21 protein-coding genes are annotated in these 20,670 nt (G+C 62.4%); 7 read left to right on the top strand and 14 right to left on the bottom strand.

Going from position 1 to position 20,670, the window contains the following annotated elements; all coding sequences use genetic code 11:
- Positions 1–19: 19 nt before the first annotated feature.
- The 11 genes from FGE05_RS25695 to FGE05_RS25645 form a co-directional block, all read right to left on the bottom strand.
- Positions 20–991, bottom strand: coding sequence for an XdhC family protein (locus tag FGE05_RS25695; protein WP_139649356.1), 972 nt, complete (start codon positions 989–991; stop codon positions 20–22).
- The gene (locus FGE05_RS25690) at positions 991–3,306 is read right to left on the bottom strand and encodes a xanthine dehydrogenase family protein molybdopterin-binding subunit (RefSeq protein ID WP_139649355.1); all 2,316 of its coding nucleotides are present in this window, start codon (positions 3,304–3,306) and stop codon (positions 991–993) included. Before FGE05_RS25690 ends, FGE05_RS25695 begins: the two co-directional genes overlap by 1 nt.
- The gene (locus FGE05_RS25685; protein WP_139649352.1) at positions 3,303–3,773 is read right to left on the bottom strand and encodes a (2Fe-2S)-binding protein; all 471 of its coding nucleotides are present in this window, start codon (positions 3,771–3,773) and stop codon (positions 3,303–3,305) included. The genes FGE05_RS25690 and FGE05_RS25685 overlap by 4 nt, the downstream gene beginning before the upstream one ends.
- Before the next feature lie 254 nt (positions 3,774–4,027).
- On the bottom strand, positions 4,028–5,047 hold the full coding sequence (murB, locus tag FGE05_RS25680) for a UDP-N-acetylmuramate dehydrogenase (protein ID WP_139649350.1): 1,020 nt from the start codon (positions 5,045–5,047) through the stop codon (positions 4,028–4,030).
- Positions 5,044–5,508 (bottom strand): low molecular weight protein-tyrosine-phosphatase, encoded by a 465-nt coding sequence (locus FGE05_RS25675; protein WP_041024627.1) that lies wholly within the window; start codon positions 5,506–5,508, stop codon positions 5,044–5,046. The genes murB and FGE05_RS25675 overlap by 4 nt, the downstream gene beginning before the upstream one ends.
- Entirely contained in the window at positions 5,508–6,272 is a 765-nt protein-coding gene (gene kdsB / locus FGE05_RS25670; protein WP_139649348.1) for a 3-deoxy-manno-octulosonate cytidylyltransferase, read from the bottom strand. The genes FGE05_RS25675 and kdsB overlap by 1 nt, the downstream gene beginning before the upstream one ends.
- On the bottom strand, positions 6,269–6,454 hold the full coding sequence (locus tag FGE05_RS25665) for a Trm112 family protein (RefSeq protein ID WP_003179363.1): 186 nt from the start codon (positions 6,452–6,454) through the stop codon (positions 6,269–6,271). The genes kdsB and FGE05_RS25665 overlap by 4 nt, the downstream gene beginning before the upstream one ends.
- A 23-nt stretch (positions 6,455–6,477) precedes the next feature.
- Positions 6,478–7,488, bottom strand: a complete 1,011-nt coding sequence (gene lpxK / locus FGE05_RS25660; RefSeq protein ID WP_139649346.1) for a tetraacyldisaccharide 4'-kinase — start codon at positions 7,486–7,488, stop codon at positions 6,478–6,480.
- Positions 7,488–7,916 carry a biopolymer transporter ExbD gene (locus tag FGE05_RS25655; RefSeq protein WP_024776922.1) on the bottom strand — a complete coding sequence of 143 codons (429 nt, stop codon included), beginning with the start codon at positions 7,914–7,916 and terminating at the stop codon, positions 7,488–7,490. The genes lpxK and FGE05_RS25655 overlap by 1 nt, the downstream gene beginning before the upstream one ends.
- Positions 7,913–8,548 (bottom strand): MotA/TolQ/ExbB proton channel family protein, encoded by a 636-nt coding sequence (locus FGE05_RS25650; RefSeq protein ID WP_175363457.1) that lies wholly within the window; start codon positions 8,546–8,548, stop codon positions 7,913–7,915. Before FGE05_RS25650 ends, FGE05_RS25655 begins: the two co-directional genes overlap by 4 nt.
- Positions 8,549–8,655: 107 nt before the next feature.
- Positions 8,656–10,890 (bottom strand): DNA internalization-related competence protein ComEC/Rec2, encoded by a 2,235-nt coding sequence (locus FGE05_RS25645; protein WP_139649344.1) that lies wholly within the window; start codon positions 10,888–10,890, stop codon positions 8,656–8,658.
- Positions 10,891–11,034: 144 nt separating this feature from the next.
- Between FGE05_RS25645 and FGE05_RS25640 the strand changes: the two genes are divergently transcribed.
- On the top strand, positions 11,035–11,550 hold the full coding sequence (locus FGE05_RS25640) for a DUF2062 domain-containing protein (protein ID WP_139649342.1): 516 nt from the start codon (positions 11,035–11,037) through the stop codon (positions 11,548–11,550).
- A 139-nt stretch (positions 11,551–11,689) separates the two neighbouring features.
- Here FGE05_RS25640 and FGE05_RS25635 read toward each other — a convergent pair whose 3' ends face one another.
- The 3 genes from FGE05_RS25635 to FGE05_RS25625 form a co-directional block, all read right to left on the bottom strand.
- On the bottom strand, positions 11,690–12,469 hold the full coding sequence (locus tag FGE05_RS25635) for an ABC transporter permease (RefSeq protein ID WP_041024632.1): 780 nt from the start codon (positions 12,467–12,469) through the stop codon (positions 11,690–11,692).
- Entirely contained in the window at positions 12,466–13,398 is a 933-nt protein-coding gene (locus FGE05_RS25630) for an ABC transporter ATP-binding protein (protein WP_139649340.1), read from the bottom strand. The genes FGE05_RS25635 and FGE05_RS25630 overlap by 4 nt, the downstream gene beginning before the upstream one ends.
- 133 nt (positions 13,399–13,531) lie before the next feature.
- The gene (locus tag FGE05_RS25625; RefSeq protein WP_139649338.1) at positions 13,532–14,155 is read right to left on the bottom strand and encodes a glutathione S-transferase; all 624 of its coding nucleotides are present in this window, start codon (positions 14,153–14,155) and stop codon (positions 13,532–13,534) included.
- Between the two features lie 365 nt (positions 14,156–14,520).
- On the opposite strand from FGE05_RS25625, the gene FGE05_RS25620 reads away from it, so the two are divergent.
- The 6 genes from FGE05_RS25620 (at position 14,521) to FGE05_RS25595 (ending at position 20,139) form a co-directional block, all read left to right on the top strand.
- Positions 14,521–16,968 carry an acyl-CoA dehydrogenase gene (locus FGE05_RS25620; RefSeq protein WP_139649336.1) on the top strand — a complete coding sequence of 816 codons (2,448 nt, stop codon included), beginning with the start codon at positions 14,521–14,523 and terminating at the stop codon, positions 16,966–16,968.
- Between the two features lie 94 nt (positions 16,969–17,062).
- Complete coding sequence (locus FGE05_RS25615; RefSeq protein WP_024776930.1) at positions 17,063–17,470, top strand: PA2817 family protein; 408 nt, start codon at positions 17,063–17,065, stop codon at positions 17,468–17,470.
- 75 nt (positions 17,471–17,545) lie between these two features.
- Complete coding sequence (locus FGE05_RS25610) at positions 17,546–17,746, top strand: hypothetical protein (protein ID WP_139649334.1); 201 nt, start codon at positions 17,546–17,548, stop codon at positions 17,744–17,746.
- Positions 17,747–17,853: 107 nt separating this feature from the next.
- Complete coding sequence (locus FGE05_RS25605) at positions 17,854–19,077, top strand: type II and III secretion system protein family protein (RefSeq protein ID WP_139649332.1); 1,224 nt, start codon at positions 17,854–17,856, stop codon at positions 19,075–19,077.
- 56 nt (positions 19,078–19,133) lie between these two features.
- A complete protein-coding gene (locus FGE05_RS25600) occupies positions 19,134–19,847 on the top strand; it encodes a lipopolysaccharide assembly protein LapB (protein ID WP_139649330.1) in 714 nt (237 codons plus the stop codon).
- Positions 19,848–19,869: 22 nt separating this feature from the next.
- On the top strand, positions 19,870–20,139 hold the full coding sequence (locus FGE05_RS25595) for a DUF3613 domain-containing protein (RefSeq protein WP_041024639.1): 270 nt from the start codon (positions 19,870–19,872) through the stop codon (positions 20,137–20,139).
- Positions 20,140–20,670: the final 531 nt, after the last annotated feature.

The raw sequence follows: 20,670 nt of genomic DNA, 5'->3' as shown, positions 1-20,670 counted from the left end.
CCTTGCCTCTAGCGACGCCTTACAACGGCTTTTTCTGCCGCAGCTCGACGCCATTCTTGATGGCCACGATTTCGGCGAGCAGCGACAAGGCGATTTCCGCCGGAGTGTGGCTGCCGATGTGCAGGCCAATAGGACCATGCAGCCGCTCGATGGCCTGTGCTGACAAGCCTAGCTGAAGCAGATTGTCCCGGCGCTTCTGGCTGTTGACGCGTGACCCAAGGGCCCCCACATAAAAAGCCGGGGAATCCAGGGCGGTCAGCAAGGCCATGTCGTCCAGGCGCGGATCATGGGTCAGGGCAACGATCGCCGTGCGCTCGTCAGTCTGGATGTTCAACACCGCCTCGTCAGGCATTCCTGAGACGAAGCGACCGTGTTGTTCTTCCCACCCGTAGACGAACTCCTTGCGCGGATCGCAGATCAGCACTTCGAAGTCCAACAGCCGGGCCATTTCCGCGACATAGCGCGACAATTGCCCAGCACCGATCAGCAGCAGCCGCCAACGCGGCCCATAGATGGCACGCAGAGTCTGCCCATCGAACACCAGCACGTCGCTCTTGCTGGCGGGCGTCAACGCCACATGACCAGTGGCGATGCTCAACTCACGGGCGACAATCTGATGGGCTTCGCAGCGCTCCAGCAGTTCGGCCACCCATTGTGGGTCACCGACCCGCTCTTCCGTCAGGCGCAGGGTACCGCCGCACGGCAAACCGAAGCGCGCCGCCTCCTCGCGGGTAACGCCGTAGGTGATCATCTGCACGGGCGGTCCATCCGCTGGAATGCGACCATCGTGCAACCGGGCGATCAAGTCATCCTCGACACAACCGCCCGACACCGAGCCGATCACCACGCCGTCTTCGCGCAAGGCGAGCATCGCCCCCGGAGGCCTCGGCGCGGTGCCCCACGTCTGGACCACTGTGAACAGCACCACGCGCTGCCCGGCGCGGCGCCATTGCAGCACGCTACGCAGGACATTCAGGTCAACGCTGTCCATCAGGCCTTGGCCTGCTGCCAGCCTTGCAACTGATAGCGTACCGGCAGATTGCGGATGCGCTGGCCGGTGGCCGCGAAAATCGCATTGCACAGCGCCGGCGCAATCGGCGGCACTCCCGGCTCACCGACACCGCCCAACGGCACCTCGCCCGGTGGCGTGACCAGGTGCACCGCCACCTCCTTGGGTGCCAGGGACATGCGTGCCACTTCGTACATGTGGAAGTTGTCCTGCTGGACCTTGCCATCCTTGAAGCTGATCTCCCCCACCATCGCATTGCCCAGGCCCATGACGCAGGCGCCTTCGAACTGGGAACGAATACGTTCGGGGTTGATCTGCGGACCGCAGTCAACGGCAATGTTCGCCTTGTGCACGATCACCGTGCCGTCCTCCTTGACCTCCACTTCGATGGCCGCCGCCACGTAGGTGACGAAGCTGTAATGCACCGCTAGCCCTAGGCCACGGCCCCTCGGCAGCTTCTGTCCCCAACCGGCCGCCTTGGCAGCGGTTTCCAGCACGGTGCGGATCCGCGCCGTATCGATGGGATAGCGCTCGGGGGATTCGCCGTAGTTCCACTCTTCACTCAAGGTACGCGGGTCGATCTTGCGATCCGGGCCAAGCAACTTGAGGTGGTACTTCAGCGGATCCTGACCGGCCTTGTGGGCCAATTCGTCGATAAAACTCTGGATAGCAAAACCGTGGGGAATGTTCGACACCGAGCGGTACCAGCCCACTCGCGTGTGGGCCACCGCTTCGGGGTTCTCCAGGCGCAGGTTGGGAATGGCGTAGGCCATGTTGGTCACGCCCATGCCCACTTCGAACGGCGCTTCATGAACCATATTCGGCGCGAACAGCGCGGTGATGCTCGGGGCCACGGTGCGATGCAGCCAGCCGGACGGCATCCCGTCCCGGTTCAAGCCGGCCTTGAGGTACTCGGCCGATACGGTGTGGAAATACGAGTGATGGATGTCATCCTCGCGGGTCCATTGCACCCGGATCGCCTGGCCCGCGAACTCCTTGGCCAGCACCGCCGCCTCGACAACGAAGTCGGGTTTGGATTTGCGGCCAAAACCGCCCCCCAGCAGCGTGATATTGATCGTGACCTTGTCGAAAGGAATGCCCAATCGTTCAGCGACGCGCTCGCGGGTCACCTGTGGCGCCTGGCTCGGTGCCCAGGCTTCGCACTGGCCGTCCTTGAAGCGGGCAATGGCCACCATCGGCTCCATTGGCGACTGGGACAGGTGTGGCAGATAATAGGAGGCTTCCAGGGTCGAATCGGCCTTCGCCAGCGCATCATCGAGGTCGCCGGTGCTGCGCAGGACTTTCCCGGGCTTGAGGGCCGCAGCTTCGAGTTCCTTGCGATAGGCGACCGAGTCATAACCGGCATTCGGGCCGTCGTCCCACTCGATTTTCAGCGCATCGCGCCCCTTGATCGCGGCCCAGGTGTTCTTCGCCACCACCGCCACGCCACCCAGGGGCTGGAATTCCGAAGGCAGTGGACGCCCTTCGATCTGCACCACCTTGACCACGCCCGGCACTTTCAGCGCCGCGCTATCATCCACGCTCCTGACCTTGCCGCCATAGACCGGCGGACGCGCCACGACGGCATAGAGCATGCCGTCGAAATGCACATCGGCACCGAACACGGCACGACCGTTGACGATGTCGGCACCGTCGATGGCCCGGCTCGCCTCCTTGCCGATGTAGCGAAACTCGGCCGGTTGCTTGAGGCGCAAGCTGTCACGGGCCGGCACCGGCAAGGCGCTGGCGGCGGTGGCCAAGGCGCCGTAGCCCAGTTTCCGACCGGAAGGCTGGTGCACCACGTTGTGCAACTGGGCACGACATTCACCCAGCGGAACGTTCCATTGGGCCGCGGCGGCCTGCTCCAGCATGGTCCGGGCGGCAGCACCGCAACGGCGCATCGGCTCATACCAGTGGCGCATGCTGCGTGAGCCGTCGGTGTCCTGGTTGCCGAAACGTGCCTCATCGGCCGGCGCCTGTTGCACCTTCACCAATGCCCAGTCGGCGTCCAATTCATCGGCCACCACCATGCTGAGGCTGGTGCGTACACCCTGGCCCATTTCCGAACGATTGCAGATCACCGTCACGCTGCCGTCGGCGGCGATGCTCACGTACACCTTCGGATCGTCGACCGCACCATGGGGCATGCCCTCGGCACCGAACTTCTTGTCCTCGGCAAAGGCCTCCGGCAGACCCCAACTGGCAGCCAACACCAGTACACCGGTGGCGCTCGCGCCCTTGAGGAAGCCGCGCCGGCTGAGGTTGCTCAGCACGAAATCATTGGGCAGACGGCTCATGCCTTGGCCTCCTTCAGGTGAGTGGACGCCTGGCGAATCGCGGTCTTGATCCGGTTATACGTGCCACAGCGGCAGATATTGCCGACCATGGCTTCCTCGATCTGCTCGTCGCTCGGGTTGGGATTGCTCTTGAGCAAGGCGGTGGCGGACATGATCTGCCCGCCCTGGCAGTAACCGCACTGAGCCACGGAGGTATCGAGCCAGGCCTTTTGCACGACCTGACCAACCGGGTCGGCATGCAGCGCGTCGATGGTACTGACGTTCTGCCCCTGCACCGAGCCGATTGGCGTGATGCAACTGCGCGCCGGAGCGCCGTCGATGTGGATGGTGCACGCGCCACACAGGCCCATGCCGCAGCCGAATTTGGTGCCGTTGTACCCGGCGACATCCCGGATAGCCCACAGCAGCGGCATGTCCTCGGTCACATCCAGTTGATGGTCTTGTCCATTGAGTTTCAGGGTAATCATGGGCACGCCCGCATAGTTATCGAGTTATGGGGTCGAGCAATCTGCCGCTTGGGTGACGGTTTGGTGTCGCAGACTGGCTCAGGCTAATCGGGCTCTCTTATACAGACACGCAAGGGTCTGCACCGGGCCTCTAGGGTCACATTGTCAGCGGATTAAATTAACCCAGGTTCAAGCAAAACGCCCTGCACAATCCTGCACAAATGATGCTTGTGCGAGGTTGTGCAGGGCGTCCATGGTTCATGACGAACCTTGACTCAGTAGCGGTTGGGCTCCATTTCCAGGTCAACCTGGAAACGTTCGGCAACATCTTTTTGGATGCGCTGGGCCAGGTCCAGCAGTTGGAGGCCAGTGGCCGCGCCATAGTTGACCAGCACCAGCGCCTGCAACTTATGCACCCCGGCGTCGCCCTCACGGAACCCTTTCCAGCCGGCACGCTCGATCAGCCAACCCGCGGCGATTTTCATCTGGCCCTCGGGCTGTGGATAAGCCACCAGGTCGGGGTACTGCAGCTTGAGGTGCGTAACGTGCGCGGCCGGCACCAGCGGATTCTTGAAGAAACTGCCGGCATTGCCCAGCACGGCCGGGTCCGGCAGTTTTTCGCTGCGTATGCTGCAAATGGCCCGGCTGACATCAAGAGGCGTCGCCTGGTCGATGCCTTGTTCGCTCAACCGTTGACGAACCGGGCCATATTCCAGGTGCAGATGGGCGGCACGACTGAGGGTGAAGCGCACCCGCAGAATCAACCAACGACCCGGTTGTTGCTTGAACAGGCTGTCGCGGTAGGCAAAACAGCATTCTTCGAGGGTGAAATCCCGCAACTCGCCGGTGTGGCGATCCAGGGCGGTGAGCCCGGCAAAGACGTCCTTTATCTCCACGCCATAGGCGCCGATATTCTGCATCGGCGCGGCACCCACCGTACCAGGGATCAGGCTGAGGTTCTCCAGCCCCGCCCAGCCTTGCGCCAACGTGTGCTGGACGAAAGGATGCCAGGGTTCTCCGGCCTCGGCCTCGATCACCACCCGCTCCCCCTCATCGCTCAGCAGGCGGATGCCGCGGCTGGCCATACGCAGCACCAGCGCATCGATGTCGCCGGTCAGTAGCAAGTTGCTGCCACCACCGATCACCAGCAGCGGTACCTCATGCCCGGCGGCATAGGCCAACGCCTCGCGCACCTGCGCATCGCCGTGGGCCTCGGCGAACAGCCGGGCCTTGACGTCCACTCCAAAACTGTTGAAAGGCTTGAGGCTGACGCCGGCCTGTACCTGCAAGCTCATAGCCGCCCCTTCAATTCGATCACCAGGCGATCCGTGGCGCATTCGATCAGGTCCAGGACCTGCTCGAAACCCTGCTCGCCGTCATAGTACGGATCCGGTACGTCATCGACGCCGGCCTCGTAGCGCCGCAGGAACAGATCCAGTTCCGCCCGGCCGTTGGCCGGCTGCAGGGCCTTGAGATTGCGCAGGTTGCTGCTGTCCATCGCCAGGATCAGGTCATAGGCGGCGAAATCGGCGCGGCTGACTTGCCGGGCACGCTGGGCCGACAAATCATAACCGCGCCGCAGGGCCGCGGCCTGGCTGCGCTTGTCCGGCGGCTTGCCCACGTGCCAGTCACCGGTACCGGCGGAAGCGACCTCCACCTGCCCGGTCAGCCCGGCCTCGCGCAGCTTATGTCGCAGGATGCCTTCGGCGGTGGGCGAGCGGCAGATGTTGCCGAGGCAGACGAACAGAACCCGCATCAGGCCTCCAGCAGGCGACGGACGCGCTCAAGGTCTTCGACCGTGTCGACGCCGGTTGGCGGGGCGATCAGCGCATCGGCAACATGGATCCGCACACCGTGCCAGAGCGCGCGCAGCTGCTCCAGGGCTTCGGTGTTTTCCAGCCAGCATGGGCCCCAGGCCACGAAGTCCTGGAGAAAACCGGCACGATAGGCATAGATGCCGATGTGGCGACGGTACGGCACGCCTTCAGGCATGACGTCACGGGTTTGAGCGAATGCATCCCGGGCCCAGGGCAACGTAGCGCGACTGAAGGTCAGCGCCAGGCCGTTCAGATCACTGATCACCTTGACCACGTTCGGGTTGAACAAGGTCTGTACGTCCTTGATCGGCTCGGCCAGCGTGGCCATACGCGCTTCGGGATGAGCCGCCAGGTTGGCCGCGACCTGATCGATCACGCTGGGTGGGATCAGCGGTTCGTCGCCCTGCACGTTGACCACGATGGCGTCAGGCTCCAGGCCCAGTTTCGCAGCGACTTCCGCCAGGCGATCAGTGCCGGAATTGTGATCTTCGCGAGTCATGACCACCTCGGCACCAAAGCCCTCGCAGGCTTCGACGATGCGCAGGTCGTCCGTCGCCACCACCACACGCTGGGCGCTGCTCTTGCAGGCCTGTTCCCACACGTGCTGGATCATCGGCTTGCCGGCGATCGACAACAACGGTTTGCCGGGCAAGCGCGTCGAAGCGAAGCGCGACGGGATCACAACGGTGAAGACGATGCTCATTTATCCAGGCGCTCATCGGTGGTCAGGGTCCGGGCTTCGCTTTCGAGCATCACCGGGATGCCGTCACGAATCGGGTACGCCAGGCCGGCGCCCTTGCTGATCAGCTCGGTCTTGTCGGCGCTGAGCTTGAGCGGGCCTTTGCAAACCGGGCAGGCCAGGATGTCGAGCAGTTTGGTGTCCATGGATTTTCCCCTGGATAAGGTTCTTAAGGTAATAGCCGATCGGGCAACAGGCGCATCAACTGCGTATCGAACCAGGCCTCGAAGGCCGGTGAAGGCGCGGCGTCCACCGCCAGGTACCACCAGTCGGGCGCGGCGAAGGCACGGCATTTGACCGCGTCCTTTTCCGTCATGACCACTGGCAATGGCGGCGTGAAATTCAAGGCCTCGACGCTGTATTCGGCATGGTCGGCAAACCCGTGCGGTATAGGCCGCCAGTGTAGCGTTTCGAGGGTTCTGAAGAAACGTTGCGGATTGCCGATACCGGCCACGGCGTGCACGGCCTGACCGGACGGAAAATGGTCGAGCGGGTATCGTTCATCACTGGCCAGATTCACCAGGGCAGTGGGCCGCAGCTCGAAGGCGAAGCCGTCTTCACGATCGGCAGCGGCGCCGTTGTACAGCACCGCATCCACCGACTGCAGGCGCTCGACCGGTTCGCGCAACGGGCCGGCAGGCAGGCAACGCCGGTTGCCCAGGCCGCGGGCATTGTCGATCAACACCAGCTCCAGGTCGCGAGCCAGCCGGTAATGTTGCATGCCATCATCGGACAGGATCAGGTCCAGCGGTTCCGCTGCCAGCAGCGCCTGGACCGCGCGGCTGCGATCCGGGTCGATCATCAGCGGCACACCGGTGCGCTGGACGATCAGCAAAGGTTCGTCGCCGGCGATCTCGGCGCCCTGGTCGGCCTCGACTCGCCACGGCAATTGCGGAGGCTTGGCGCCATACCCCCGGCTGACCACGCCAACCCGCAGGCCACAGCGCTGGCAGTGCTGGATCATCCACAGGATCATCGGCGTCTTGCCGGTCCCGCCCACGGTGATGTTGCCCACCACCACCAGCGGCACCGGCGGCTGATAGATATCGCCCTCACCCGCCAGGAAACGCTCGCGCTTGCCGACCACCACGCGCCGGTACAGCCACTCCAGTGGCCGTAACAGCGCCAGAGCCGGGTGACCGTCATACCACGCGGCGAGCAATCGATCGGACATGGCCATCAGGGTGCGGGTGCCGCCTCGACCGTGGTCATGCGCAGGTGGCTGAAGCCGAGCTTGCCGGCCGCGTCCATGGCGGTGATGACCGATTGATGGGGAGTCTTGCCATCAGCGCTGATGGACAGCGGCAGGTTGGTGTCGCCGCCGGACTCTTTCTGCAGCACCTCGATCAGGGTCGCCAGGTCGCTCTTGGGCAACAACTGGTTGTTTACCGAAATCGACCCTTCTGCGCTGATGGTGATTTCCAGATTCTTCAACTGCTGGTCTTCGGCTGGCGAACCGCTGACCGCCTGTGGCAACTCGACTTTGAGCTGGGTTTCCCGGGTGAAGGTGGTGGTCACGACGAAAAACAGCAGCAGGATGAACACCACGTCGATCAGCGACGCGAGGTTGATCTCGATGTTTTCCCGTGGTTTGCGGCGGAACTTCACTTCTTGCTCCCGGCCAGGTCAACATCACGATCGCCCTGCACCACCTCGACCAGCTTGATGGCTTCCTGCTCCATGCCCACCACCAGCTCGTCAACGCGGCGCTGCAGGAACCGATGGAAGAACACCGACGGGATACCGACCATCAGGCCCGCGGCGGTGGTGATCAAGGCTTTGGAGATACCACCGGCCAACGCCGAGGCATTGGTACTTACGCCGGATCCGGTAAATGCGCTGAAAATGTCGATCATGCCCAACACTGTGCCCAGCAGGCCCAGCAACGGGGCCATGGCGGCGATGGTACCCAGGGCATTGATGTAGCGCTCCAGCTCATGGATGACCCGGGCCGCGGCTTCTTCGATGCACTCCTTCATGATCTCGCGACCATGCTTGGAGTTCGCCAGGCCGGCCGCCAGTATCTCGCCCAACGGCGAACTGGCCCGCAGCTCCTTGAGCTTGTCCTTGTTCAGTTGCTTGTCCTTGATCCAGACCCAGACCTGCCCGAGCAAATGCTCCGGCGTCACGCGGCTGGCCCGCAGGGTCCACAGGCGTTCGGCAACGATACCCAGTGCCGCGATGGAACTCAGAATGATCGGCAACATCATCCAGCCGCCGGATTTGACCAATTCCCACACAGTGACTGCCCCCTCGAAAAAGTGCGCCACTTTATCATAGAGACTCGCCATGGAGGCCCCGCCCCGCCGATAACTGCGCCAGGAAGCGACCTGGGTCAAGGTTCGGCTCACGGCCCCGCAGACGGCGGGTCGCGCCAATAGCGCCAGTGGTCGGCCTGGGTGTCCGGCCGCTCGAAGGCCCCCAGTTGCAGACGAATGGCGCCCTGTTCGGCGCTGTCGTAGATCGCCATGTCCAAGCGTCGATACCGGGCCATCACCTGGGGGTGGGGATGGCCGAACGCGTTGCCTTGGCCTCGGGAGATCAATACCGAATGTGGCTTGAGGCGCGCCAGCAACGCCATCGACGATGAGCTGCGACTGCCATGATGGGGCGCGGCCAGCCACTGGGTCGGCACTGCCAGAGGGCTAGCGAGCAGTCCGCGCTCGGCATGGGTATCGATGTCGCCGGTCAACAACAGCCGTTCGCCGTTGGCCTCGACCAGCAGGACGCAGGATTTCTGATTGCTTTCAAGGGCCGATGACCATCGCCACACGTCGAAGCGGACGCCGTCCCATTCCCACTGTTCACCGCTGTCGCAGGCCCCTGCTTCAAGGGCGACGGGCAACGCAGCCGGATCGCCGCTGATCACCCGGGTGGTTGCCAGCCCGTTGCGCACGGCCTGAGCCCCCCCGGCGTGATCGGCATCTGCATGGCTGAGCACCATCAGGTCCAGCCCCCGCACACCCAGCTTGCGCAAGGTCGGCAGCACGACACGCTCGCCCACATCGGCATCACCGAAGCGTGGTCCTGCGTCATAGAGCAGGCTGTGGTGACGGGTGCGCACCAGCACCGCCAGCCCCTGGCCAACGTCGAGTTGCCAGATCTGCGCTTGCCCTGGCGGCACCTCTTCCCGTGGCGCAAACACCATCAGCAGCAACATCGGCCAACCCAGCACACGCAACGGTACCCCCTTGGGCAATAACAGCAAGAAAGCGCCGAACGCAGCGATGCACCACGCCCACAGGGGGACCGGAACAGGGACCCAAGCCGGCATCCGCCCCGCCACCAGCCCGAGCCCCTTGAACAGCAGATCGAGCAAGCCCCCGGCGATCCAGAGCAGCGCTTCACCGATGACCGACACCGGTAGCAACACCGTGCCGAGCAAGGCCGACGGCAGCACCAACAGGCTGATCCAGGGCACCGCCAACAGGTTCACCAGCGGCCCGCTGAGACTCACCGGCAGGCCCAATATCAGCAACAACGGGCACAACCCGACCGCCACCAGCCACTGGGCGCGGGTCCAGGTTTGCCACCAGCGCCAGGGCCCCAGGCGACCGCCGAAGGTGAACATCAGTATCGCCACCGCGGCAAATGACAGCCAGAACCCCGGGCGCAGGCTGGCCAAAGGATCGAACAGCAGCACCCCATCGAAGGCCAGCAGCCACGCCCACCAGGGATCGGGGTGCTTGAAGCGCACGCGCCACAGCAGCACCAGGCCGATCATCGTGCAGGCCCGCCGCACCGGCACCTCGAACCCGGCAAGCATGCCGTAACCCAAGGCCGCGATGAAGGCCAGGGCGCAGGCCCAGGGTAACCACGGCAGACGTCCCGGCCACAGGCCATAACGCGCCGCGCCGGCCACCAACAGGTACACCAGACCGGCGAGCAGCCCGATGTGCTGCCCGGAAATCACCAGCAGATGGACAGTGCCGGTGTCTTGCAACAGCTGCCAGTCCTCACGGCTCAATCCCCCACCGTCGCCCAGCACCAACGCCATCAGCGCACCGGAGCGGCCTTGGGCGTCGACCTGTGCAATTGCCTGGCGCACCCCGTCGCGCCAAGCGCCCCGGGCCGGTTGCAAGCGATGGCCAGCCTTGATCGTACCGGTCGCGCCAATGCCTCGGCTCAACAACCAGGCTTGATGGTCGAAACCGTGTGGGTTGCGCAACCCGGCGGGCCGCTTGAGCTTCACCGCTAGCCGCCAACGCTCGCCACTGCTCACCGGAGGCCCCCCGAACCAGGCCAGGCGCATTGAGGTCGGCAGCCGAGTGCGACGCGCTTGGGCCTCGACCAGATCGAAGCGCACCACGCCTTCACTGTATTGCGGCAAACCGATGACACGCCCTTCGACCCAGCGGGTTTCTCCATCCAGCGCGGCCGGCAGGCGTTCGTCCAACGCGAATTGCGCCGACAGGCAGGCCCAGGCCAACCCCAACAGGAAAAAACCCAGCGGATACGCACGAAACGGCAGCACCATCAGCGCCAGCATCGGCATCGCTGCGATCAGCCACAGCGGCGGCAACGCCGGAAAGAAAACCGGGGCCACCAGCCCCAGTGCAAGCGCGACCCACCCTGTGCGCATAACCCATCCTTGAGAGTTCTCTCTCCAGGCTTAGCCGGTCTGCGGCACCGTGGGCGTTATCAATTGTCACAAAGTCTGAATCTGCCGGACTTAGAATCCGGACATACTTGCCGCTTCATTGCTTTGAACCGACCGAGAAGCCTTATGCCCCGGCGCCTATTCAAACGTTACATGCCAGACCCAGCGAGCATTCGGGAACACAAATCCTTACGTTTTCTCGGCACCCTGCTGCACGATCCCAACCTCTGGCACCTCAATCGTCACTCAGTGGCCCGGGCGATGGCGGTCGGCCTGTTTGCCGCTTTTCTCCCCATTCCCTTGCAAATGCTCCTGGCCGCGGCGCTGGCCATCGCGGTGAGGGGCAACATTCCGATTGCGGTGAGCCTGGTCTGGTTGACCAACCCCATCACCATGCCGGCGGTATTCTTCTGTACCTACCAGACTGGCGCCTGGCTGATGGACGTGCCTGCCCGGACGTTGCCGGATGAATTGACCTGGGCCTGGATCACCGAACAACTGTCGACCTTGTGGCAGCCGTTTCTGCTGGGCTCGGTGGTGACCGGCCTGGTGCTCGGCGTCCTGGCGTATTTTGTCACCATGAGTTATTGGCGTTGGTGGGTGGCCCGGCAATGGAACCGGCGCAGGAAAAGCCGGATGTGAGAAACAAAGAAGGCCTCCAATTTGGAGGCCTTCTTTTTGCGGCGTATCTGCGGCTAAGACAGATCAAGTGTGGGAGCGAGCTCGCGATTGCGATGGGTCAGATCCGACGCCATCGCGAGCAGGCTCGCTCCCACAGGGATCAGGTGCGCATGCCGCGCCCACTGACCAGCAACCGGGCACAACCGATATACAGCACCACGGTCGCCACCAGCATGAAGGTGATCGCCACGCTGATGCGGATATCCGAAACCCCGAGGATGCCGAAACGGAAGGCGTTGACCATGTGCAGCACCGGGTTGGCCAGGGACACGGTCTGCCAGAACGGTGGCAACAGCGAAATGGAGTAGAACACCCCGCCCAGGTAAGTCAGCGGCGTGAGCACGAACGTCGGGATGATGGAGATATCATCGAAGTTGCGCGCAAACACGGCGTTGATGAACCCCAGCAGCGAAAAGATCGTCGCCGTAAGCACCACCACCAATACCGTCACACCCAAGTGGTGCACCTGCAGATGGGTAAAGAACAGCGACAGCAAGGTCACGATCAGGCCCACCGCCAGGCCGCGCAACACGCCACCCAGGGTATAGCCGATCAGGATCGTGTGGGGCGAGACCGGCGACACCATCAACTCTTCGATCGAGCGCTGGAACTTGCTGCCGAAGAAGCTCGACACCACGTTGCCGTAGGAGTTGGTGATCACCGACATCATGATCAGCCCCGGCACGATGTAGTCCATGTACGTGAAGCCGCCCATGTCGCCGATCTGCCGGCCGATCAGGTTGCCGAAAATCACGAAGTACAAAACCATGGTGATGGCCGGCGGCAGCAGGGTCTGCGGCCAGATCCGCATGAAGCGCCGGACTTCACGGTAGACGATGGTATTGAGGGCGATGAGGTTGGGGCGCAATTCGGAACTCATACCGCCACCTTTGCCAGGTTTTTCTCCACCAGGGACACGAACAGCTCCTCGAGGCGATTGGTTTTGTTACGCAGGCTCTGCACTTCGATGTTCTGCAGGGCCAGTTGAGTGAACAACCCGGTAATGCCGACGGTTTTATCCACCTGCACCTCCAAGGTGTGACGGTCCACCAGCCGGGCCGGATAGCCGATCAACTGGGGGGCGGCCGCCAGGTCACTCTTCAGATCCAGCAGGAACGTCTCCACGTGCAGTTGGCTGAGCAACTGCCGCATGCTGGTGTTCTCGACGATAGTGCCGTGGTCGATGATGCCGATGTTGCGGCACAGCTGTTCGGCCTCCTCCAGGTAATGGGTGGTGAGGATGATGGTGATGCCTTTCTGGTTCAACTCGGTCAGGAAGGTCCACATCGAACGACGCAGCTCGATGTCCACACCCGCAGTCGGTTCGTCGAGGATCAACAGGCGCGGCTCATGCACCAGCGCGCGGGCGATCATCAGTCGGCGCTTCATGCCCCCGGACAACGAACGGGACGGCACGTCACGCTTGTCCCACAACCCCAACTGGGTCAGGTATTGCTCGGCGCGCTCGTTGGCGATCTTCGGCGGGATGCCGTAATAACCCGCCTGGGTCACGACGATGTCGAAGGTCTTTTCGAACTGATTGAAATTGAATTCCTGGGGCACCACGCCAATGCAGCGCTTGAGCGCGGCAGGCTCGCGGTCCAGGTCATGGCCGAAGACATTCACTGTGCCGCTGGTCTTGTTCACCAGGGTGGAAAGAATGCCGATGGTGGTGGATTTGCCGGCACCGTTGGGGCCGAGCAAGGCGAAAAAATCACCTTCGGCGACGTCCAGATCGATACCACTCAGGGCCTGGAAACCGTTGCCGTAGGTTTTGGTTAGCTGCCGGATGGACAGAGCGGAACTCATATCGGATCTACGCACCAAGAAGGGAGGAAAGGAATACATGAGGGCGAGCGGCGAGCAATACAACCACGGCGCACGAAGGCCATGGTGCTTGGCGTCGCCGCACAAGTACAGTCACGCGTGTCGATAGTAAGTATTAAGTCAACGCGGTCATGACCGCCTTGCGGTAAGCCGGACGCTGCTGCAACCGCCGGTACCAGGCTTCGAGATGAGGCTGTGTCGCCCGCTCGATGGGCATTTCGAACCAGGCATAAATGAAACTGCCCAGGGGAATGTCGCCCATGCCGATCTCCTCACCCGAGAGGTAGGGCTGTTCGCTCAAGGCCTGGTCTGCCATTGCCAGCAAGCCCTCGCATTCCTTGATCGCCGCATGGATGGCCGGCCAGTCCTGCTGCTCGGCTGGCGTGCGAACGACACCCCAGAACACAGTGCGAAACGGCCCGGCAAAGGACGAGGTGGTCCAGTCCATCCATTTGTCAGCCGTGGCCCGCTTCTGGAGATCGGTCGGATACCAGGCTGAACCGGGCACATGGCGCGCCAGCAGATAACGCACGATGGTGTTGGATTCCCACAGCACGAAACCGTCGTCTTCGATCATTGGAACCCGGCCGTTGGGGTTCTTCGCCCGGTACTCCGGTGTGTCCACTACCCCGAATGCACCGCCCGCATCGATGGCCTCGAAGGCCAGCCCCAGCTCTTCGGCGCACCACAGCGCCTTGCGGACATTCGATGAATTCTTCCGACCCCAGATCTTCAGCATCACGGTTTCCCTCAGTGGATAAGTGCCGCAGCAGCATACGCCCGATCAGTCGCGACTCAAATCGTCACCACGATCCAGAGCCGAACTGATCCCTGTGGCGAGGGGATTTATCCCCTCGCCACAGGTCTTGCATTCACTTGCATGATTTAGCGTCCCGTATCTGTCCACAGTTAATGGCATTTCAGCCAAACAACGGCGCTTTCTCACTTTTGCAACGAACCATTTCCCACGGTTGTTGCCAACCAGACTGGCGCAATGCATCCGGGGTTTCCCACGAAATCAATCGCATCGCGCTGACCGCCGCTTTTACAGATGCCGTCTAAGCTCTGTGGGTCGGTTTTGCCCTGGTTCACGGAGGACTACCTATGCTGTTGTTGTGGATACTGGTTCTGGTCGTCGGGATAGCCTGGCTGGCGCATCGGCGCACCGCCCCGCTGCCCACGCTGGGGATCGTCGCGGTCTACCTGCTGGCGATGGGCATATTCAGCCACGCGCCAGGCGCACTGATGCTGATCCTCTGGGTCGTGCTCGGCGCCATCGCCGCGCCTTTGCTGCTGCCGGACCTGCGCCGCAAGTATTTCAGCGCGCCGATGTTCGACTGGTTCCAGAAGACCCTGCCGCCCATGTCGGAGACCGAGCGCGATGCCATCGACGCCGGCACGGTGTGGTGGGATGGCGAGTTGTTCAGCGGCCGTCCGGATTGGGATCTGCTACTGGCCTATCCCAAGGTACAACTGACCGAGGAAGAACAGGCGTTCCTCGACGGTCCCACCGAAGCACTCTGCGCCATGGTCAGCGACTGGCAGATCGGCCAGGCCATGGACCTGCCGCCCGAAGCCTGGGCGCACATCAAGGAACACGGGTTCTTCGCACTGATCATTCCAAAGGAATACGGAGGCAAGGGTTTCTCCGCCTACGCCCACTCCCAGGTGGCGATGAAACTGGCCACCCGCAGCGGCGACCTGGCCTCCACGGTGATGGTCCCCAACTCCCTCGGTCCGGCGGAGCTGCTGCTGCACTATGGCACCGAGGAACAGCGTGACCATTACCTGCCGCGGCTGGCCCGTGGCGACGACATTCCATGCTTCGCCCTGACCGGGCCTCTGGCCGGTTCCGATGCCGGTGCAATGCCCGACACTGGCGTCATCTGCAAAGGTGACTGGCAAGGCCAGGAAACCCTCGGCCTGCGCCTGAACTGGGAAAAGCGCTACATCACCCTGGGCCCCGTAGCCACCCTCCTCGGCCTGGCTTTCAAGGCCTATGATCCCGATCACCTGCTGGGGGACGAGGAAGACCTGGGCATCAGTCTTGCCCTGATTCCCACCGACACTCCCGGCGTCCATATAGGTCGGCGCCACCTGCCCTTGGGTGCAGCGTTCATGAACGGGCCGAACTGGGGCAAGGACGTCTTTATTCCACTGGACTTCCTCATCGGCGGCCAACCCATGCTCGGCAAGGGCTGGATGATGCTGATGAACTGCCTGTCGGTCGGCCGTTCGATTTCCCTGCCGGCTGTAGGCACCGGGGCGGCGAAGTTCACCAGCCTGGTGACCGGCCAGTACGCCCAGGTGCGGGAACAGTTCAACGTGCCGTTGTCAGCCTTCGAAGGCATCCAGGAAGCCATGGCGCGTATCGGTGGCAACGCCTGGATGATGGATGCCGCTCGCATGCTGACCGCCAACGCGGTGGACCTGGGGGAAAAGCCCTCGGTGCTGTCGGCGATCCTCAAGTACCACCTGACCGAACGCGGCCGCGAGTGCATCGGCCACGCCATGGACGTGCATGGCGGCAAAGGCATCATCATGGGCCCGAACAATTACCTGGGGCGCAGTTGGCAAGGCGCGCCGATCTTCATCACCGTGGAAGGCGCGAACATCCTCTCGCGCAACCTGATGATCTTCGGCCAGGGGGCGATCCGCTGCCATCCGTTCGTGCTCAAGGAAATGGCCTTGGCGACACGCGAAGACAAGGACCAGGCCCTGGTCGAGTTCGACGGTTTGCTGCTCAAGCACATCGGCTTCGCTATCAGTAACGCGGCCAGCACCCTGGTGCTGAACCTCGGCCTGGGACATTTCGACAGGGCTCCCGGCAACACCTTGAGCCAGGGGTATTTCCGCGCGCTCAATCGACAGGCAGCGGCCTTTGCCCTGCTGGCGGACCTGAGCATGATGCTGCTGGGCGGCGAGCTCAAGCGTAGGGAACGCCTGTCGGCGCGTCTGGGCGATGTATTGAGCAACCTTTACCTGGCCTCGGCGGCGCTCAAGCGCTACCACGACCTGGATTCGCCGGACCACATGACGCCGCTGTTCACCTGGGCCATGGAGGAAAGTCTCGGCCAGTCGGAGCGTGCGCTGGACGAACTGCTGGCCAACTTCCCGAACCGATTGCTGGGTGGCCTGCTGCGCTGTGTGGTGTTCCCCTTCGGCCGTCGTCACAAAGGGCCGAGCGACAGGCTGGATGCGGAAGTGGCAGCGGTGATCGGCCGGGCCAAGGGCGATCCGACTCTCGAAGAGTTACTGCAGGGATGCTATCGCCCCCACTCGGTCGACGATCCGGTCGGCGCCCTGCAACACGCCGCCGACCTGCTGATGGCGGCCCAGCCGTTGCAGAAAAAATTGCATGCGGCGCTCAAGCACGGTCAGCTCAAGCCGGTACCCGGCGAGCCCCTTATCGACACGGCTCTGGAAGCCGGTGTGCTGCAGGCCGGCGAAGCCCAGGCCCTGCGCGCAGCCGAAACGGCGCGGCGCAAGGTGATCGACGTGGACGATTTCGACAAAGAGGCGCTGACGCTGGCCGAGGGCAAGGTTCGTTGATCTTGGACTGGCCCCATGCTGACCCACGGCCATGTAAAAACCGGCGCAGGCGCTTTATACTCCCGCGCCCGTTTTGCTCTTGAGGACTTATCTCGTGTCCAATGTCGTTGCCGATCACCTTGTCTTGCTTGACCACTTGCGCAGCATCCTGGTCGCCGTAGGTGAGGCCGAACAGGTTCCCGAAGAAAGCCATGCGCTGTTCCTGGAGCGCTTCGATGAATTGCGCGCGCAATTGCCCGTCGATCCGATCGAAAGCCAGTACCTGGGCCAGGACCTCCTCTGCCAGGTGATCGTCCGTTATCCACAAATCGCCCACCTGGTGCCGCGTGACCTGCTGTGGTACTTCGGCGGTGACTGCCTGCACTACATGCCCGACGAGGAAATCGACCTGTACCAGGCCCTCGAGGAACGTCGTTTCGAAGCCGAACAGAATGACGAACCTTTCGACTGGAACCAGGAGAAGCAATTGCTGGCGATGTCGGACCAGGACAGCAAGCACTGATTGCGATCAGTCATGCAAAAGCCCGCACGGTTAACCCTGCGGGCTTTTTTGTGCCCCTGCCAAAGGATGTTGTCCATGGAGGCGCCAAAAAAATCCGAAAAAAGACGTTTTATTGACGCACTCATCATCACTTTTTTCACCCCCGCCACTTTTCAGACGTTTTTTTCAATTTCGGCGTGGCGCTTTGCCATGGGTGAACTACCGTCAATCAGAAGCGAGCAAGGTGACCGGCAAATCGCCTCAGGCGAACTGTTTGCGCCAGTCACCGCTCGGTAACCTGGGTTCATTTCCGGGTGGTGAGATAGGGGGGTAGCCCGGACCCCATAAATGATCCGAGGCAACTGGTTAAGTCTAGGGACGGCCTGTCTGTCGAGGAGCATTCTATGAGCTATCGTACCGCGCCCGCGTTAAAACACTTTATCCATGGCCTGTTCCTGATGGGCCTTGGACTGGATGCGGCGCAGGCCGCAGCCAGCAATTGTTCGCAACTGGACAACTTGCCGGCGACCTTCGAGGTCGGCCAGGGACTCCAGAGCGAATTGCGCATCCTGGCCCCTGTGACCAAACTCGCGGTAGGCGACCCGAAAATCGCCGACGTGCAGCCCAGTGGCAGCGACGCTTTCATTCTCACGGGCGTGGCGCCAGGCGCTACCAGCCTGATGGTCTGGACAGCGTGTTCGAAGATGCCCCGCCAGAGCATGATCTTCGTCAAAGGCAGGGCCACCGAAGCACTGACCACTGCAGCGACTGTGCCTTCCGAAGATCCGATGCTGCTCGCCCAAGTGCAGACTGACATCCGTTTCGTCGAGGTCAGCCGGACCAAACTCAAGGAAGCTTCGACCTCGATCTTTGGCAGCCGTGGCAACTTCCAGTTCGGCGCGCCGAGGACCTTGCCTACCATCGGTGGTGTGGTCCGGCCTTCATTGCCGGTCAATAACGACATGTTCAACCTGTCCTTCGCCACTGGACAAACCTTGCTGATGATCAACGCGCTGGAAGGCAGCGGCTTCGCCTACACCCTGGCGCGGCCGAGCCTGGTGGCCCTCAGTGGGCAGAGCGCAAGCTTCCTGGCCGGCGGCGAGGTGCCCATTCCAGTGCCCAGCGCCGGCAGCGATAACGTGTCCATCGAGTACAAGGAGTTCGGCATTCGCCTGACCCTGACACCGACCGTCATCGGCAAAAGCCGCATCGCGTTGAAGGTCGCGCCGGAAGTCAGCGAACTGGACTTCACCAATGCCGTGAACATCGCCGGCACGCTGGTTCCAGCGCTCACCGTGCGTCGTACCGATACCAGCATTGCCCTGGCCGACGGCGAAAGCTTCGTCATCAGCGGCCTGATCAGTACGCGCAACGCCTCGCAGGTGAACAAGTTTCCCGGCCTGGGCGACATTCCGATTCTCGGCGCCTTCTTTCGTAACCACTCCATCGACCGGGAAGAACGGGAACTGCTGATGATCGTCACCCCGCACCTGGTCCAACCGTTGGCCGTCGACGCGCAACTGCCGACATTGCCGGGCGAACAACTGCGCAACTATGACCCGAATTTCTATCGCATGTACTTCCTCGAACACGGCGAGTTCGACAACCGCAGCGGGCTTTCCCAATGAGCCGGCACCTGATGTGCAAGGGGTCGGGGGTTCAGCCTGGTGTCGGAGGACATTCCATGAAAGCAGTGATCGCGATAACGGCGACCTTGATACTCGCCGGCTGTGCCAGTAACGGAGTAGTCGCTTCCCTTCCGTCCAGTTGCGCCAGGCCCAGTTCCGATCAGGAACTGGCTCTGAACCTGGCGGATGACATGGCCAATGATGGGCGTTTGTACGCCAGCCTGGCGAACCTCGAAGGTCTGCCCGAAGACCTCGTCCAGGTCCGCCTGCGCAAGGCCCGGGTGCTGCGCCTCATGGGCCGCAACGAGGCAGAGCCGTTGTACAAGAGCCTGCTCGGGACCTGCCTGGCCGCTGATGGAGAACATGGCCTCGGCCAACTGGCCGTCGCCAAGAATGATAATGCCAGCGCCGCCGAGCACCTTGAACGCGCGGCGAAAATGGCCCCTACCGAAGGAAAGATCCGCAACGACTTGGGTGTCGTCTACCTCAACCAACGCCGGATCCCTGAAGCGCGCTTCGAGTTCATGACCGCCATGGAACTCAGGCAGGCGGATTCCCTGGCCGCCCTCAACATGGTGACGCTGCTGATTTACCAGGACAACTGGAAGCAAGCCGCCGAACTCGCGAGCATGGCCAAGTTGAGCCCCGCACAAGTAGCGGATGCCCAGGCCCGCGCTGAGAGGATCAGAGGCTCGGCCACCAAGACGGGAACGACACAGGCAGACCGTTCGAATGAGGTAGTCGATGCCTCATCCGGCGCGGCCAAGTAGAGCGTTACGAGGAGTTCAAGAGATGAAAACGAAACAGCTGTTGATCGTCTGCATCGCATGCCTGTCCACCTCCGCCTGGGCAATCGAGCCGGGGCCCTCTTCGGCCGCGCAACAAGGCACGGAAAGCTGGATGCAGTTGCAGATTCGTGGTGTGGTCGCGTCCACCAACCTGCAGACCGCCTCCGCCGCCGAGCGTGAAATGGCCATGCAGCGCTGGCTCAATAGTTTCAACTATCCGATTCCGGAGTTCTTTGAACAGAAGTCGGGGGGAGAAATCACCAGCAGCAAATGAGTCGTGCTGGAAACCAAAAGGATCGTCCGAAGGCGTTGCTGCTTTCGGACGATTTTTTACGCCACCACGCCTGTGGGAGCGAGCTTGCTCCCACAGGCGTCGGCCCATTCAACACTTGCGTGACAGACGCTCCGCTATCGCGAGCAGGCTCGCTCCCACAATGGGACTGGGGTTCGACCGGAGAGGTAGGTCGGCTGTACGACCGCCTTCGCGGGCGAGCCCGCTCCCACACTGGACTCGGGGTGTACGCAGCCTTTGCATCCACCACCAACCTCTGTGGGAGCGAGCGCTCGCGATGGCGTCGGCCCATTCAACACTTGCGTGACAGACGCTCCGCTATCGCGAGCAGGCTCGCTCCCACAATGGGATTGGGGTTCGACCGGAGAGGTAGGTCGGCTGTACGGCCGCCTTCGCGGGCGAGCTGAACTGGCCTAATGATTTTGGACACTTCAATCGGGCGCTATGATGGCGCCCAAATCTGAGGTGTTTGGCTATGCGTAAATCTTATTCCAGTGAGTTCAAGCTCAAAGC

The organism is Pseudomonas sp. ICMP22404 (assembly GCF_006227205.1).
In the GTDB taxonomy this organism is placed as follows: Bacteria; Pseudomonadota; Gammaproteobacteria; order Pseudomonadales; family Pseudomonadaceae; genus Aquipseudomonas.
Note: the sequence above shows the minus strand (reverse complement) of the source record. Positions and strands in the feature narration are given on the sequence as shown.

Coding starts and splice junctions, on each gene's coding strand:
- FGE05_RS25695 (WP_139649356.1), bottom strand. CDS start 991: ATGGACAGCGTTGACCTGAATGTCCTGCGTAGCGTGCTGCAATGGCGC.
- FGE05_RS25690 (WP_139649355.1), bottom strand. CDS start 3,306: ATGAGCCGTCTGCCCAATGATTTCGTGCTGAGCAACCTCAGCCGGCGC.
- FGE05_RS25685 (WP_139649352.1), bottom strand. CDS start 3,773: ATGATTACCCTGAAACTCAATGGACAAGACCATCAACTGGATGTGACC.
- murB (WP_139649350.1), bottom strand. CDS start 5,047: ATGAGCTTGCAGGTACAGGCCGGCGTCAGCCTCAAGCCTTTCAACAGT.
- FGE05_RS25675 (WP_041024627.1), bottom strand. CDS start 5,508: ATGCGGGTTCTGTTCGTCTGCCTCGGCAACATCTGCCGCTCGCCCACC.
- kdsB (WP_139649348.1), bottom strand. CDS start 6,272: ATGAGCATCGTCTTCACCGTTGTGATCCCGTCGCGCTTCGCTTCGACG.
- FGE05_RS25665 (WP_003179363.1), bottom strand. CDS start 6,454: ATGGACACCAAACTGCTCGACATCCTGGCCTGCCCGGTTTGCAAAGGC.
- lpxK (WP_139649346.1), bottom strand. CDS start 7,488: ATGGCCATGTCCGATCGATTGCTCGCCGCGTGGTATGACGGTCACCCG.
- FGE05_RS25645 (WP_139649344.1), bottom strand. CDS start 10,890: ATGCGCACAGGGTGGGTCGCGCTTGCACTGGGGCTGGTGGCCCCGGTT.
- FGE05_RS25640 (WP_139649342.1), top strand. CDS start 11,035: ATGCCCCGGCGCCTATTCAAACGTTACATGCCAGACCCAGCGAGCATT.
- FGE05_RS25635 (WP_041024632.1), bottom strand. CDS start 12,469: ATGAGTTCCGAATTGCGCCCCAACCTCATCGCCCTCAATACCATCGTC.
- FGE05_RS25630 (WP_139649340.1), bottom strand. CDS start 13,398: ATGAGTTCCGCTCTGTCCATCCGGCAGCTAACCAAAACCTACGGCAAC.
- FGE05_RS25625 (WP_139649338.1), bottom strand. CDS start 14,155: ATGCTGAAGATCTGGGGTCGGAAGAATTCATCGAATGTCCGCAAGGCG.
- FGE05_RS25620 (WP_139649336.1), top strand. CDS start 14,521: ATGCTGTTGTTGTGGATACTGGTTCTGGTCGTCGGGATAGCCTGGCTG.
- FGE05_RS25610 (WP_139649334.1), top strand. CDS start 17,546: ATGGAGGCGCCAAAAAAATCCGAAAAAAGACGTTTTATTGACGCACTC.
- FGE05_RS25605 (WP_139649332.1), top strand. CDS start 17,854: ATGAGCTATCGTACCGCGCCCGCGTTAAAACACTTTATCCATGGCCTG.
- FGE05_RS25600 (WP_139649330.1), top strand. CDS start 19,134: ATGAAAGCAGTGATCGCGATAACGGCGACCTTGATACTCGCCGGCTGT.
- FGE05_RS25595 (WP_041024639.1), top strand. CDS start 19,870: ATGAAAACGAAACAGCTGTTGATCGTCTGCATCGCATGCCTGTCCACC.